A 13,432-nucleotide genomic window follows, 5' to 3' on the forward strand; every position below is an offset into this window, starting at 1 on the left:
CGCCTGCACCGCGAGACCCAGCGCATCGCCGAGCGGCTCCAGCGCTCCCTGCTCCCGTCGCTGCCCGACATCGCGCCGCTCGGGCTCGCGGCGGGGTACGAACCCTCGCAGACGACCGCCGAGGTGGGCGGCGACTGGTACGACTGCTTCGTGCTGCCGCAGGGCGACATCGCGCTCATCATCGGCGACGTCACCGGCCACGACCTGCAGGCCACCGTGACGATGAGCCAGCTGCGCAACATGCTGCGCGGGATCGCCTGCGACCGGCAGGAGCCGGCCGGCAAGATCCTGGGCCGGCTGGACCGCGCGAACCACACCCTGCACCCGTCGACCACCGCCACCTGCGTGTACGCCCTGCTCAAGGGCGAACCGGGCGGCCCGTGGGTCGTGGAGTGGTCCCGGGCCGGGCACCCTCCCCCGCTGCTCATCGACGCCGACGGCGAGAGCCGCTTCCTCGAGACGGCCGGCGGCCTGCCGCTCGGGGTGAGCACCGACCACCCCCGCGCCGACGAGCGGACCCCGCTGCCCCCGGGATCCACGCTCCTGCTCTACACCGACGGGCTCGTCGAGCGCCGCGGTGAGGTCCTGGACCGCGGCATGACCCGTCTGCGGCGGGAGGCTGCCTCCCGGGCCGGGGAATCGGTCGCCACCCTCGTCGAGCAGCTCCTGCACGACCTGGGCGCCGACGCGGACGACGACATCGCGCTGCTGGCGGTCCGAGTGCCCTGAACTCCCTCTCCCGTGCGTGCCTGGAGCCTGCGGGTACCCGCCGCCCTGCGGCACCATGGGCCGGCCCGATGCCGGATCAGCCGTTGACGCCGTTTGCACCCGCCGGGAGGGCGCGGGGCGCCCGGGGTGCCGAGGCGGAAGGGCCTTCCTATGCTGGACAGACGCTTGGCGATCCTCGGCCTGTTCACGTGGGACGACTCCCCTTGGAGGGGTGATGGCGGTACGGCACCAGCTGATCGAGCGGTCTCCGCAGCAGGTCTGGACCGTGCTCGCCGAGCCGGCGCGCTACCCCGAGTGGGTGGTCGGGGTGGCCGGCTCCGCGCCCGGCCGGGGCGACTGGCCGCGGGTCGGTTCGGACCTCAGGTACCGGGTGGTGCTGGGTCCGTGGAAGGGTGACGGGCGCACCGTCGTCCGCCGCAGCGAGGCACCGCATCTGCTGGAACTGGAGGCGGACAGCGGGGTGCTCGGTACCGCCAGGATCGCCGTGGAGGTCCGGCCCTGGGGCGAGCAGGACAGCCTCGTCATCGTCGACGAGCACCCGCTCCGGGGCGCGGCCGGCTCCCTGCACAACGTCGCCGTGGACGCGTTCATCCAGATCAGGCACCGCAGCATGCTCAAGCGGCTGGCGAACGTGGTGGAGCGGTCCGCCCCGCGCGGGCCTGCGCCGGGGCAGCCGCACTCCTGATCCGGCCTCGTCCGATCGTTGACGGCCTCGCGGAACCCCTCGCCGGCAGGCGGCACGCGCCGAACGGAGAAGTCAGGAGTCCCTCATGGCCGACGCCGTGGTGATCGGAGCGGGACCGAACGGCCTGGTCGCCGCGAACGTGCTGGCCGACGCGGGCTGGGACGTCGAGGTCCTGGAGGAGCAGGAGACACCCGGTGGCGCGGTGCGCAGCGACCGCGGGGTGGACCCCGCGTTCGTCAGCGACGTCTTCAGCGCGTTCTACCCGCTGGCCGCCGCCTCCCCGGTCCTGAACGCCCTACGGCTGGAGGACGAGGGTCTGCGCTGGAGCCACGCGCCCAGCGTGCTCGCCCACCCACTGCCGGACGGCCGCTGCGCCGTCCTGGACCGCGACCTGGACACCACCGCGGCGAGCCTGGAGGCGTTCGCGCCGGGGGACGGTGACGCCTGGCGGGAGCTTCACGGCCTCTGGGATCAGGTCGGCGACGATCTGCTCGGGTGCCTGTTCACGCCGTTCCCGCCGGTCCGCTCCGGTCTGCGGCTGCTCGCCGACGTCCGGGCGGCCGGCGGGCTGCGGCTGGCCCGCACCATGCTGCTTCCGGCCCGCCGGCTCGGCGAGGAGCGCTTCGACGGGGAGGGCGGCCGGCTGTTGCTGGCCGGCAACGCGCTGCACGCCGACCTGTCCCCCGAATCCGCGATCAGCGGCGGGTTCGGCTGGCTGATGGCCATGCTGGCCCAGACCTACGGCTTCCCCGTACCGGTCGGCGGTGCCTCCGCCCTCACCGCGGCACTGGTCAGCCGCCTGGAGCGGAAGGGCGGCAGCGTGCGGTGCGGCGAACGCGTCACGGAGGTCGTCGTACGCGGCGGCCGCGCGCTGGGGGTGCGCACCGCGAGCGGTGACGCCGTCCGGGCCCGCCGCGCCGTCCTCGCGGACGTGTCCGCCCCTGCGCTGTTCACCCGACTGGTCGCCGCCGAGCACCTTCCGGCACAGCTGCTCGAAGACCTGCGGCGGGGATTCCAGTGGGACTTCTCCACGATCAAGGTGGACTGGGCGCTCGACGGCCCGGTTCCCTGGACCGCCGGGCAGGCCGCCGCCGCGGGCACCGTGCATCTCGCCGACAGCGTGGACGACCTGACCCGCTTCGCCGCGCAGATCGCCACCCGGCATGTCCCCGACCGGCCGTTCGCCCTGCTCGGGCAGATGACCACCGCCGACCCCACCCGTTCCCCCGAGGGCACCGAATCCGCCTGGGCCTACACCCATGTCCCGCAGCGGGTCGGCGCGGACGCCGGCGACGACGCCATCACCGGCATCTGGGACCGCCGAGAGCAGGAAGCCATGGCCGACCGCGTCGAAGCCCGCGTCGAGCAGTACGCCCCCGGTTTCCGCGACCGGATCCGCGACCGCCGCATCCTCGCCCCGACCACGCTCCAGCGCATGGACGCCAATCTCGACGGCGGCGCGATCAACGGCGGCACCACTGCCCTCCACCAGCAGCTCTTCTTCCGTCCCACCCCCGGCAGCGGCCGCCCCGACACCCCGGTCCGGGGCCTGTACCTCGCCTCGTCGTCCGCCCACCCGGGCGGCGGCGTCCACGGCGCCCCGGGCGCCAACGCCGCCCGCGCCGCCCTGCACAGCGCCACCACCCGCAGGATCGGCAGGGCCACCCAACGCGCCCTGAGCCGCCGCCCGGCCACCAGGACGTGAGCGCACCGGGCGACGTGGCATGCGCTGCCCACCGAGGCCGAGTACCGCACCGCGCCGGCCGTGTCCCGCGCGACTTCCACGTTTATGCGGCCCGGGAGGGGTAGCCGGTGAGCGATCACGGGCCGTTTCCGTACGGCCCCCTGTGCCGCGAATGCGGACGACCGGGACAGGTCGGAGCAAGGCCCCTCCCGGTCGCGGCAACACCGCCGGGCGGCAGCACTCCCCGGTCCAGTCACGGCGGCTGGCCCTCGACGCGCCAAGGAGTCCGTCGTTGTGATGCTGACCGATCGCTACCGGCTCGACACGATGCTCGGACGCGGTGGAATGGGCGAGGTGTGGCGCGCCTGGGATCTCCGGCTGCACCGGCCGGTGGCCGTCAAGGTACTGGCCGGATCCTCCCCGGCCGCCGAGGACGCGGTCGCCCGCCTCCGGCACGAGGCGCGCACCGCCGCCCGGCTCAGCGACCCGCATGCGGTGAGCGTGTACGACGTCGGCACGGCGGACGGGTGCTGCTTCCTGGTGATGGAGCTGGTCCCGGGCCGCAGCCTGGCCCAGGAACTGCGCGAGGAGGGGCCGTTGGCGCCTGCCCGGGTTGCCGAGGTCGCCGCGCAGACCGGCGCGGGGCTGGCCGCGGCCCATCAGCGCGGAGTGGTCCACCGGGACATCAAGCCGTCCAACCTGCTGGTGGACGAGGACGGTTCGGTGAAGATCGCGGACTTCGGCATCGCCCGGGGCGGCGGCGACGAGACCACCGCGGCGGCCACCCGACCCGGCACTGTCCTCGGGACGAGCCTCTACCTGTCCCCGGAGGCGGCCATGGGCTGGAGTGCCGGCAGCCCCGCCGACATCTACGGCCTCGGCTGCTCGCTGTACGAACTCCTCACCGGCCGCCCCCCGTTCACCGGCGAGCACCCCGTCGCCGTGCTGCGCCAGCACGTCGAGGAGGACCCCGTACCGCCACGGCGGCTGCGCCCGCAGACCCCGCCGGAGATGGACGCCTACCTGCTGAGGATGCTCGCCAAGCAGCCCGAACTACGCCCCACCGCACAGGACGTGGCCGACTGGTTCACCAACGGCGCCTGGCAGGAGGAGATACCGGCCGCCACGCTGGGCCTCCCCGCCGCCGCGCCCCCGGTCCACCCCGCCTCGGCGCATCCCGGGACCGGCGAGCCGGCGCCGTCCCCAGGGGCACCCAAGCGAACTCCCGTCCGCCGCAAGGCGTCCGCCGCCGGCGCGGTCACGGCGGTCGCTGCGATCGCCGCCGCCGCGTTCGCGTTCGCCTCCCCCCTCTCCGACGACCACGCCCCTCCCCGGCCCTCGCAGACGTTGCCGAGCCAGGACGCCGGCTCCGCGCCGCCCTCCGCTGCCGCCTCGGCTCCTGCCGCCGGTGCCGCAGCCCCCGGCCGGCCGCGGGCGCCGGGCGCGGCCGCAGCAAAGCGACACACCACGCCCGGTACGCCGGCCTCCGCCGGTGCGACGTCGCCGGTGCACGGCCACCGGTCCGCTCCCGCGTCGGCCGCGCCGACCTCGGCGCCCCACAGCACCGCGCCCCGGACCACGCCGACACACGGCGCCACGGGTCCGACGGCGGACCCGACACCGACGAAGCCCACCCCCACCTCGACGGCCACCACCCCACCCGCCGACGGCGATCAAGGCGCGTAGCGCCCGTTGCCGTGCGGCACCGGCGGCGTGTCGCCCGCGCGGGCCGGGGAGAGGTCAGTCCCCCGGCCCGGCTGACGGCGGTACGTCAGTTGGTGCCGCGGTCCGCCTGCTCGACCAGGTTCTTGACCGCCGTGGGGTGGCCGACCATGACGGCGTGCGAGGAGTTGATCTCGACGGTGTGCGATCCGGCGCGCTCGGCCATCCAGCGCTCGAGGTCCGGGCTGATCGCCTGATCCTGCTTGGCGACCAGGTACCAGGAGGGAATGGTCCGCCACGCGGCCGCCGTGGCGGGCTGGTTGAGGGCCGCCAGGTCGATGGGCTCCTGCGCGTCCGCCATGTCGGTGGCCTCGGCCGGATCGACGTCCGCGGCGAAGACCTGGCGAAACTTGGCCCGGTCGATGTAGACGTCGGTGCCCTGGGTGCCGTCCGGCTTGGTGAAGTTCACCTCCTGCAAGGGCAGGGCGGCCGCGGGATGGTCGACCTTGTGAGCGGTCAGATCGGCCAGCGACTCACCGACGTCGGGTACCGAGGCCGCCACGTAGACCAGCGCCTTGACGTTCGGGTCGCCCGCGGCCGCGTTGGTGATGACCTCCCCTCCGTACGAGTGGCCGACCAGGATGATCGGCCCCTTGATGCTGTCGAGGAAGTCCCGGACGTAGGCGGAGTCACTGGGGAGGCCGCGCAACGGGTTGTTCGCGGCACGGACCGGATAGCCGTCCTTGCGCAACCCGTCCATCGCCCCGTACCACCCGGAGGAGTCGGCGAACGCCCCGTGCACGAAGACGACGGTCGGTTTGGGCTCGGGCGACGAGTGCTTCCCGGCGGCATCGGCGGTCGGGACGCAGACGGCTGCTACGGCCGCGAGGGCGGCGGCAACGAGCGCGGATCGACGGATAGCGGGACGGGTCACGGTAACCTCATCTTGAAATCGGGGAGAACGATCGTTCTTTCCCTCGCAGTCTGACACGACCTCACCCAAGAATGCAAGACCGAACGTTCTCTCCCGCCTGGGGGACTCGTCGCATCTCCGAACGCCCGTCATGGGGGTCGCCATAGACTGATGCGCCATGCGAAGCCTGGCCTGTCTGCCGAAGGCGCATCTTCATCTCCATCTCGAAGGCGCGATGCGCCCCGCCACGCTTGCGGAACTCACGGGCGAGCACGGCGAACAACCGCCGGACTCAGGCGGCTTCACGTCGTTCGAGGACTTCATGTCCATGTATCGCGTTGCCGCCCGGCTGGTACGCAACGGCCCGCGGGAGAACCTTCTGCGGCTGGTGCGCGGAGTCGTCGAGGACGCCGCCGCAGACGGAGCGGTATGGATCGAGCCGCAGGTGAACCCCCTGACCTACGAGGATGATCCGGGTGCCGCGCTCGACCTGCTGGACACGGTGATCGACGAGGGTCGCCACGCTGCCGCACGGCTGGGTATCGGTTTCGGCGTCCTGCTGTACGCCCGGCGTAACGCGGATCCGTCGGAAGCAGCCCGGACCGCCCGTCTCGCGTCCCAGCGGGCCGGCAACGGAGTGGTCTCCTTCGGCCTGACCGGAGACGAGGCCCAATATGCCCCCGAGCCGTTTGCCCACGCATTCACCATCGCCCGTGATGCCGGGCTGATCCCCGCCCGGCACGCAGGGGAACTCGCCGGGCCGGCAAGCGTGCGCGCCGCATTTGACGTGCTCGGCGCGCGACGGATCGCTCACGGCGTGCGGGCGATTGAGGACCTGGCCCTGGTCGTCCGCCTGGCTGCGGAAGGCGTGGTCCTCGACGTCTGCCCCACCTCCAACGCAGCCCTCGGCGTCGTGAAATCCCTGTCCGTCCACCCCCTCCCTCTTCTGCTGCAAGGTGGCATCCGGTGCACCCTCAACGCCGACGACCCCCTCCCGTTCGGCCCCGGCCTGCTGGACGAGTACGAAACGGCCCGCACCACCTTCGCCCTCACCGACCCTCAACTCGCCGCGATAGCCCTCACCTCGGTCGAATCCTCCGGCGCCCCACGCGCCACAGTGGAGGACTCGGTCACGCGCATCGCCGACTGGCTGAACTCCCCCGACTGAGAACCGGTACCAAAATGAGGTGGAAGTCGCCCTCCGATCAGGCGAGGATCTGTCTCTCATCGCAGACGGAAGGGCAGCTATGGGCGACGGTCCCCCGAGGGAGCTGATCTCCCTCGCTGATGACGAGGGGAACAGCGTCACGGTCAACGTTCTGGGACGTGATCCCAGGTGGACCGCCGGACTCGACGCCGAGATCGTCGTCAAGACGCCCTTCGTGTCAGGCCGTATCGACCTGGCGTTGTACGTTTCGAGGCTGGAGAGCTGGGCCGACGCGCTGGACCGGCTCGACGCCGGCGAAGACATCGCCTGGATGGAGATGAGCAGCGGGCCGTCTATCTTTGTCCAGCTCACCGGCGAGCGTGACTGTCCGGAGGTGGTCGTGGAGGACGAGGGCGGATCGATGGTCACCGTGCGGGTCCCGCTCGTCCCACCGGACGACTGGATTGCGGACCACCGCCAGCGTCTGCACCAGGTGATGAGCTACTGGGTCCCGATGCTGTCAGGGTAGGGAAACGAGCCGCCGCCAGCAGATGAGCGCACAGCCGAGGGTGAGGAAGGAAGGCTTCGTGGATGTCGTCGCGGATCTCCCAGCGGATCCGCGGTCGGCGGAATCAGTGCAGATGAGCGAACGCACGCTCCACGACCCAGCGTTGAGTACCGAGCCCGGAGCCGTGCTCGGCGCCGCGCCGGACGATCACCGGCTTCACACCGAGGGCCCGGACGAGGCGCCGGTACTTGTCGTGGTCGTAGCCGCGGTCGCCGAGCACGATGCTCGGACCACGCCTGGGGCGGCCGCGCTTGCCGCGTACCGGCGGCACCGCTTCGAGCCGCGGAGCAGGAGATCGACGCCGAACTCGCGACATCGTCGGCGGTTCTGACCGGACGCTGGGGTGAACCCGAGTCCGTCGACCTGGCGCCGTATCCCGGGTTCGACCACGACGACCCCGACGTTGTGGCCCCCGAGCCGTCGGGATTCCTGTGCGGAGTCGCCGGCGACATGCGAGTGCGGCACCCGCGGTCCTCGGGCCGGTGGGTCGCATTGGCCATCGGTCAGGCCGATCCCGAGTGGCCCTTCCAGCTGATCACCGCCGTCGGAGAGGCCATCTCCCTCCCGACATGACGTCCGCACGACGGCCCACCCGCCCGCCGGAATGAGGCCACGACTATTGCGGCTTGGTGCCGTTCATGATGTTGGCGATCGGGCCGATGAGGAAATGCGTGCCGCCGGCGCCCTGCCCCTTGATCTGGTTGGGGGCGGCGTCGCCCTTGTAGTAGTAGAGCGGGTGGCCCCCGTAGGTGACCTGCTTCGTGCCGTCGGTCCGGGTGATGCTGCCCAGATCGCTCGGGACGGTGTACTTGCCGGTCACGGTGACCGTTTCCGTCGTGGTGAGCGGCGGCCACTCCTTGGCGCACGCGTCGTAGCAGTCGGACGTCGTTCCCTTGTCCTTGGTGTACGAGTAGAGCGTTCGCCCGGCCGGGTCGGTGAGCCAGATGCCGGCGCTGCCCTTCGCGGTCTTCAGGACCAGCGTCGCGCCTGAGGCGGTCGAACTCGGCGCTGCCGCCGGGGCCTTCGTCGAAGCCGAGGATTTCGTCGAATCGGCGGTCGACGGGGTGTCGGACGAGCTACTGCATGCCGCCACGAGCGTTGCCGTGGCGGCGAGGGAGATACCGAAGCCCAGCGCGCGCAGTGAAGTCCTTCGGAGCATGACCATCCTTATTCGCCATGCGGACCGGCTTGCCCGGTCCACGTATGTAGCGTTCGTTACAGTCGGAATCTAATGGAGGTCTGACACGAGGTCAAGACCGAACGTTCTGTACCAGCAGGGCCGGTCAAGAAACCCGGACGGTGATGCCGTGGTAGCCGGTGGCGCCGTTCGGCACCACGCCTTGGACGGCCGAGGTCTGCACCGCGCCGGTGCCGTCGGTCGCGCGCACCTTGACCGCGTGCGAGCCCTTGGGCGCGTCCACCCACTGGTACGACCATTGCCGCCAGGTGTCCGGGGTGTCCGACGTCGCCAACGTCGCCTCCCGCCATGCCCCGTTGTCGATCCGCACCTCCACCGCCGCGATGCCCCGGTGGGTGGCCCAGGCCGTGCCGGCGAGCACCACTGTCCCGGCGGGCACCGTCGCCCCGCTCGCCGGCACGTCGATCCGGGACGCGGTCTTGACCGGGGCCTCCGGCGAATACCCGCGCGGCGTCCAGTACGCGTCGGAGGAGGCGAACGTGGTGAGGTGGAGATCGGTCAGCCACTTGGTGGCCGACACGTATCCGTACAGCCCCGGGATCAGCATCCGGCAGGGGAAGCCGTGCTTGACGGGCAGCGCCTCGCCGTTCATCGCGATCGCCAGCATCGCCTCCCGGCCGTCGAGCACCGCTTCGACCGGCGAGCCGATCGTCATCCCGTCGGTCGAGGTGGACAGGATCATGTCCGCCCCGGAGTGGACGCCGGCGCGACGGAGGAGCGGGGCCAGCGGCGTGCCGAGCCAGCGCGCATTGCCCATGTACGGCCCGCCCACGGGATTCGACACGCACGTCAAGGTCATGTCGTGCTCCTCGAAGGCGTACGAGAGCAGCTCGTCGAAGGTGATCTCGAACGGGCGGTCCACCATGCCGTGGATCGTCAACTTCCAGTCGTCCGGGTCGACTTGCGGGAGGGTCAACGCTGTGTCCACCCGGTAGAACTCGGAGTTCGGAGTGAAGAACGACCGGAGACCCGCCACGTTCGGGTGCACCGAGGCGGGCGGTTCGGGCAGCACGGCCTTCGGGGTCGGCAGCACCACCTTCGCGCGGGCCGCCGAGACGTTGTAACGCGCTTTGATCCACGCGTCGCCGCCGTAGCCGGCCACCAGCGCGCCCGCGGCCGTGCCGAGCGTGCCGAGCACGAAGCGGCGCCGCTCGCTCGACTCGGCGGAAGGCGCCGACTCCCTCAGGGACAAAGTCGTCAACCGGCGCAGCACCAAAGCTGCGACGAGCCCGGCGAGCAGCGAGGGAAGCAGCCAGTTCGTGTGCGCGGCCGGTCGCGTGACCGCGGCGATCGCGCCGACCACGCCGAATGCCGCGGTCAGGAAGCTCGCTGTGGTCAGCCTGCTGCGGGCGAGCACGCCGTCGGCGGCGGCCCCCACCGCGAGCGTCGCGTACACACCGCCGAGCAGCACCGACTTGTCGTTGCTGCCGAAGTTGCGTATCGCGAACTGCTCGAGCCACGTGGGCGTGATGCTGATCGCCCAGTCCCCCGCCGCCACCACCGGCGAGGACGCCTCTCCGGTGGCCACCGCGACCAACTCCCCCACCGCGAGCCCCGCGCCGCCGGCCACCAGACCGACCAGCGCCCCACGCGCGATCCGCCCGCCGAGAGCGGCCAGGCGCTTCTTGGTCATGGCGGGACCCGACTCGCGCTGCCCGCCTCCTCCTTCGGGATCCGCGGCCGACCCGTCCGCGGCCCTTCCCTGCGCACCGCCGGACCGTTGTTCACTCATGCGTCCTCCGTGAGGGTTGCCGCCCGACCCGGGAGAGCCGGGCCGGGTTGATGCGGAACTGTCGCCAGCGGCCGAGCGGGAGTACGGGCCCGGGCCGTCTGGGCTTCATACGCGATCCACCAAGAACGACCGTTCGGTCTCCTGCGAGAGTAGCAGGAGGACTCACTAGTTCGTCTACCGAGGTCTCGACGAGAGGGCCGACCACGTCTCTGCCTTGCGCGGGGCTCTGTCCACCGCACCGCCGCGGTCACCGACCGTGCGGCAGGTGACCGGCTGGCTCACCTGCCAACCCGCGATCCGAGCCAAAGGCGGGACGGCCGAGCCCCTCGGCGAAAGAGGCTGCACCGGGAAAGCGGCCCATGCAACGATCGCGACGTGAAGATGACGCACAACGGCCACCTTCGTACCGCGACCGCACAAGACAGCGCCGCGTTGCTCCGGCTTTGGGGGCTGCTGTTCGACGAGGACGCGGACCGGGAGGGGCCGTGGAGGAGCCACGCAGCCAAGTGGTTCGCCCGCTTCGTGGACGATCGGGACGATGCTCGCTTCCCGGTGATCGAGGTCGATGGGGTGGTCGTCGCCACGGCGATCGGCACTCTCGAACTCGGCGTGCCGAACCCCCAGTGCACCAAGGGACGCTCTGTGCGCCTCGCGAACGTCATCACCATGACCGAACACCGCGGACACGGCTATGGGACGGCACTTGTTCTCGACGTGCTGAATTGGGCCAGGTCCATTGATGCCGACCGCATTGACCTGAGTGCCACAGCGGAAGGTCAGCGCCTGTACGACAAGCTCGGCTTCACACTGACAGCGGCCCCGCGAATGAAGTTCATCTTGTAGCGCACTGCGGTCGGTCAAGCGCTGAGGATGCGTCCGGCCCACTCCAGTGCTTCGGCGGTGTGATGCAAGTCCCCGGGGTGAACCCGCGTCCGCCCACGTTCAGGGATTGTTGAGACGCCGGGCCCGGGCCACGAGTCCCGGCGGAAGCCCAGGACCCTCGCAGGCGTAGCCGATCAGGACGTCCCGGTAGGAAGCGTTCGTGAGCTGCGGCGCCAATCCGATCCGGGTCTGCAGGTCGTCGGACGAACCGGACAGGCGCGTGCGACAGGCCGCCCGGGCCGCGCGCAGGGAGACTTCGTGCGGCTCGTGCTCCAGTCCCCGTTCGGCGAGGGTCACCGCTGCGGCGAAGTCGCCCTGCGCGGCCCGCACGTCGGCAAGGTCCAGGTACAGGGACCAGTTGGCCGGGTCCAGGTGGAGGGCGCTTTCAAAGGCGGCGGCGGCCTGTTCCAGGTCGCCCAGGGCGAAGGCCAGTTCGTGTCAACGAGCGGGCGTGATCAGCACCCGTCCCTAGAGCTCGTGGTCCTGGGCCAGTTCCTCCCAGCGGATGCTGCGCAGCCCAAGGTCGGCGTCCTCACCCGACGGGACATCCAGGACCGTCTGGAACCAGACCACGCCGAGGGTGGAACGGTGCAGTACCGGGTCGAGCTCAGAGGCGACCGGATTCGAGCCGAAGACACCGATGCAGGCCACGAAAGGCAGCACCTCGACAGGGCCGAAGGCGCCGGCGGTCTCGTCCGGGTAGTCGCAGGAGGGCCGAACCAGATGAACCGGCACGGAGGGAAACGCACGTTCCGCCTGCCGCTGGAGGCCACTGACCCTCATGTCATTGATGGGCTTGCACGGGTAGCCCTCCAACATCCCCCCGTAGGTCGAGGACATCCGCAGCTCGGTGAGCTCGATCGAACGGCCGGACGAGAGGGCTATGTGGCTCAGCGGCATGCGGACACCCTATGCGCACGGATCACCTCTGATTCGCGGCCTGGTGCCAGGCGTGGATACGGACGCGGTCGAGGTGGAGTTCGTGGGGGCCCATGCAATCGGCGGCCAAGGTGGCCAGGCGCGAACCGCAGCGGCAGGCCAGGTTGGGGCCGTGCGCGCCGGTCGGGCCGCAGCACCCGAGCCAGTTGTACCCCCGCGTGAAGGGTTCGAGGCGTGGCAGAACATCGTCAGGGTGGACGACGAAGCTGTTCTGCCACCCGGCGGACACGCTCCCGTGGGAGTCGATCCGCAACAACTCCCGCCCATCGCTGGGGGTACGGCGACCGGAGGCAGGGGCGGCCACGAACGGGGCTCCCCACGGGTCCGGGTCGACGGCATAGTGCGCGCGGGGGACGGTGGAGCGAGCGAGACCGGTGCGCTTGTCCCGCCCCCGATCCGGGTCGTCGACCGCCGGAACGGCCTCGAGCGCCACCAGGTCCCCGGTGAGCGCGGTCCCGCACTTGGCGCAGGAGAGGACGGTCACACCTCGGGTTCTACCGCCCCCGGGGCGCTGTCACACGAGAAAAGAAACGGCTTTCCCAAGAACGGGGGTTGGGGTATTCAGCGCCCCCACAGGCGGGCCGCACAGGCCAAGGAGGACGAGGCGGTCCGCTCGACCGGCGGGCTGCGTCGACATGCCCGGCCGAACCCGTGCTCGCACGCACCGAGTCGTCACGCTCGGGGCGTGACTCTTCTGCGGATGGACGATGGACAACGTCGCCGTCGCCGTCGACGACCTCGACGCGGCTGCCGCTGACGGGCGCCAAGGCGCTGAGGAATGCCGAGCTTCACATGGCGGAGGCCACCACAGATCACCAGGTCACGCTGAAATGGCCTTCGCGGCCGACCACTTCCGCGTTATCCGTCGCCGCGTGGCGGGAGGCTGCGGGTGATGCGGTCGAACAGGTCCGTCAGGGGCTCGCTGACGTCCCGGCCGAACTCGGAGAGCCCGTACGTGACCTGGGGTGGTGTCGTCGGCTCGACCTCGCGCCAGACAAGGCCGTCCTCGACCAGCGCGCGGAGGGTCTGCGCGAGCATCTTCTCGCTGATGCCCTGGATGCTGTTGCGCAGCTCGTAGAAGCGAAGGTCGTTGCTCCGCAAGGAGATCAGCACCCAGATCCCCCACCGGCTGGTGACGTGGTCGACCATGTCACGGGCGGGGCAGTCGGTGTGAAACACGTCATACCGAGGGCTCGCCTCGGCCTGCGTCAACTGCGCGCCTTCCGTCATGTCCGGAGCTTACCTCTGGGTATGTTCTTACGAAAAGTAAGCCCTGCTTCCTACTGTCAGTTG

14 protein-coding genes and 1 pseudogene are annotated in these 13,432 nt (G+C 71.0%); 7 read left to right on the forward strand and 8 right to left on the reverse strand.

Annotated features, from left to right (window positions below):
- From C4U44_RS30505 to C4U44_RS30520, 4 genes are all read left to right on the forward strand, one after another.
- Window positions 1-729: PP2C family protein-serine/threonine phosphatase (locus C4U44_RS30505; RefSeq protein ID WP_146088391.1), on the forward strand; the 729-nt coding region annotated here is incomplete at its 5' end.
- Window positions 730-943: 214 nt separating this feature from the next.
- Window positions 944-1,414, forward strand: coding sequence for an SRPBCC family protein (locus C4U44_RS30510; protein ID WP_103889288.1), 471 nt, complete (start codon window positions 944-946; stop codon window positions 1,412-1,414).
- A gap of 85 nt (window positions 1,415-1,499) precedes the next feature.
- Window positions 1,500-3,119, forward strand: a complete 1,620-nt coding sequence (locus C4U44_RS30515; protein WP_103889289.1) for a phytoene desaturase family protein — start codon at window positions 1,500-1,502, stop codon at window positions 3,117-3,119.
- A 276-nt stretch (window positions 3,120-3,395) separates the two neighbouring features.
- Window positions 3,396-4,784: a serine/threonine-protein kinase gene (locus C4U44_RS30520; RefSeq protein WP_103889290.1), complete on the forward strand. Its 1,389-nt coding sequence runs from the start codon at window positions 3,396-3,398 to the stop codon at window positions 4,782-4,784.
- Window positions 4,785-4,869: 85 nt separating this feature from the next.
- On the opposite strand, the gene C4U44_RS30525 is transcribed toward C4U44_RS30520, so the two are convergent.
- Window positions 4,870-5,694 carry an alpha/beta hydrolase gene (locus tag C4U44_RS30525; protein WP_103889291.1) on the reverse strand — a complete coding sequence of 275 codons (825 nt, stop codon included), beginning with the start codon at window positions 5,692-5,694 and terminating at the stop codon, window positions 4,870-4,872.
- Between the two features lie 157 nt (window positions 5,695-5,851).
- On the opposite strand from C4U44_RS30525, the gene add reads away from it, so the two are divergent.
- Window positions 5,852-6,841: an adenosine deaminase gene (gene add / locus C4U44_RS30530; RefSeq protein WP_103889292.1), complete on the forward strand. Its 990-nt coding sequence runs from the start codon at window positions 5,852-5,854 to the stop codon at window positions 6,839-6,841.
- A 19-nt stretch (window positions 6,842-6,860) separates the two neighbouring features.
- The gene (locus tag C4U44_RS30535; RefSeq protein ID WP_146088392.1) at window positions 6,861-7,349 is read left to right on the forward strand and encodes a DUF5959 family protein; all 489 of its coding nucleotides are present in this window, start codon (window positions 6,861-6,863) and stop codon (window positions 7,347-7,349) included.
- Here C4U44_RS30535 and C4U44_RS42880 read toward each other — a convergent pair.
- The 3 genes and pseudogenes from C4U44_RS42880 to C4U44_RS30550 form a co-directional block, all read right to left on the reverse strand.
- Window positions 7,341-7,674: pseudogene (locus tag C4U44_RS42880) on the reverse strand (transposase); the annotation flags it as partial. The gene C4U44_RS30535 and the pseudogene C4U44_RS42880 overlap by 9 nt on opposite strands.
- Before the next feature lie 330 nt (window positions 7,675-8,004).
- Complete coding sequence (locus C4U44_RS30545; RefSeq protein ID WP_103889294.1) at window positions 8,005-8,547, reverse strand: COG4315 family predicted lipoprotein; 543 nt, start codon at window positions 8,545-8,547, stop codon at window positions 8,005-8,007.
- A gap of 124 nt (window positions 8,548-8,671) precedes the next feature.
- Window positions 8,672-10,219, reverse strand: coding sequence for a molybdopterin-dependent oxidoreductase (locus C4U44_RS30550; RefSeq protein WP_235032469.1), 1,548 nt, complete (start codon window positions 10,217-10,219; stop codon window positions 8,672-8,674).
- 480 nt (window positions 10,220-10,699) lie between these two features.
- On the opposite strand from C4U44_RS30550, the gene C4U44_RS30555 reads away from it, so the two are divergent.
- Window positions 10,700-11,161 (forward strand): GNAT family N-acetyltransferase, encoded by a 462-nt coding sequence (locus C4U44_RS30555; protein WP_103889435.1) that lies wholly within the window; start codon window positions 10,700-10,702, stop codon window positions 11,159-11,161.
- A gap of 99 nt (window positions 11,162-11,260) precedes the next feature.
- Here C4U44_RS30555 and C4U44_RS30560 read toward each other — a convergent pair whose 3' ends face one another.
- From C4U44_RS30560 to C4U44_RS30575, 4 genes are all read right to left on the reverse strand, one after another.
- Window positions 11,261-11,632: a tetratricopeptide repeat protein gene (locus C4U44_RS30560; protein ID WP_103889296.1), complete on the reverse strand. Its 372-nt coding sequence runs from the start codon at window positions 11,630-11,632 to the stop codon at window positions 11,261-11,263.
- A gap of 36 nt (window positions 11,633-11,668) precedes the next feature.
- Complete coding sequence (locus tag C4U44_RS30565; protein ID WP_103889297.1) at window positions 11,669-12,100, reverse strand: hypothetical protein; 432 nt, start codon at window positions 12,098-12,100, stop codon at window positions 11,669-11,671.
- A gap of 22 nt (window positions 12,101-12,122) precedes the next feature.
- A complete protein-coding gene (locus C4U44_RS30570) occupies window positions 12,123-12,623 on the reverse strand; it encodes a hypothetical protein (protein ID WP_103889298.1) in 501 nt (166 codons plus the stop codon).
- 374 nt (window positions 12,624-12,997) lie between these two features.
- Window positions 12,998-13,369 (reverse strand): winged helix-turn-helix transcriptional regulator, encoded by a 372-nt coding sequence (locus tag C4U44_RS30575; RefSeq protein WP_103889299.1) that lies wholly within the window; start codon window positions 13,367-13,369, stop codon window positions 12,998-13,000.
- Window positions 13,370-13,432 lie beyond the last annotated feature (63 nt).

It is taken from the genome of Actinacidiphila yanglinensis (assembly GCF_900107965.1).
Taxonomy (GTDB): domain Bacteria; phylum Actinomycetota; class Actinomycetes; order Streptomycetales; family Streptomycetaceae; genus Actinacidiphila; species Actinacidiphila yanglinensis.

Excerpts from the sequence above, each read along its gene's own strand:
- add (WP_103889292.1), top strand. The coding sequence starts at position 5,852 with ATGCGAAGCCTGGCCTGTCTGCCGAAGGCGCATCTTCATCTCCATCTC.
- C4U44_RS30510 (WP_103889288.1), top strand. The coding sequence starts at position 944 with ATGGCGGTACGGCACCAGCTGATCGAGCGGTCTCCGCAGCAGGTCTGG.
- C4U44_RS30565 (WP_103889297.1), bottom strand. The coding sequence starts at position 12,100 with ATGCCGCTGAGCCACATAGCCCTCTCGTCCGGCCGTTCGATCGAGCTC.
- C4U44_RS30575 (WP_103889299.1), bottom strand. The coding sequence starts at position 13,369 with ATGACGGAAGGCGCGCAGTTGACGCAGGCCGAGGCGAGCCCTCGGTAT.
- C4U44_RS30520 (WP_103889290.1), top strand. The coding sequence starts at position 3,396 with ATGCTGACCGATCGCTACCGGCTCGACACGATGCTCGGACGCGGTGGA.
- C4U44_RS30550 (WP_235032469.1), bottom strand. The coding sequence starts at position 10,219 with ATGACCAAGAAGCGCCTGGCCGCTCTCGGCGGGCGGATCGCGCGTGGG.
- C4U44_RS30545 (WP_103889294.1), bottom strand. The coding sequence starts at position 8,547 with ATGCTCCGAAGGACTTCACTGCGCGCGCTGGGCTTCGGTATCTCCCTC.
- C4U44_RS30515 (WP_103889289.1), top strand. The coding sequence starts at position 1,500 with ATGGCCGACGCCGTGGTGATCGGAGCGGGACCGAACGGCCTGGTCGCC.
- C4U44_RS30555 (WP_103889435.1), top strand. The coding sequence starts at position 10,700 with ATGACGCACAACGGCCACCTTCGTACCGCGACCGCACAAGACAGCGCC.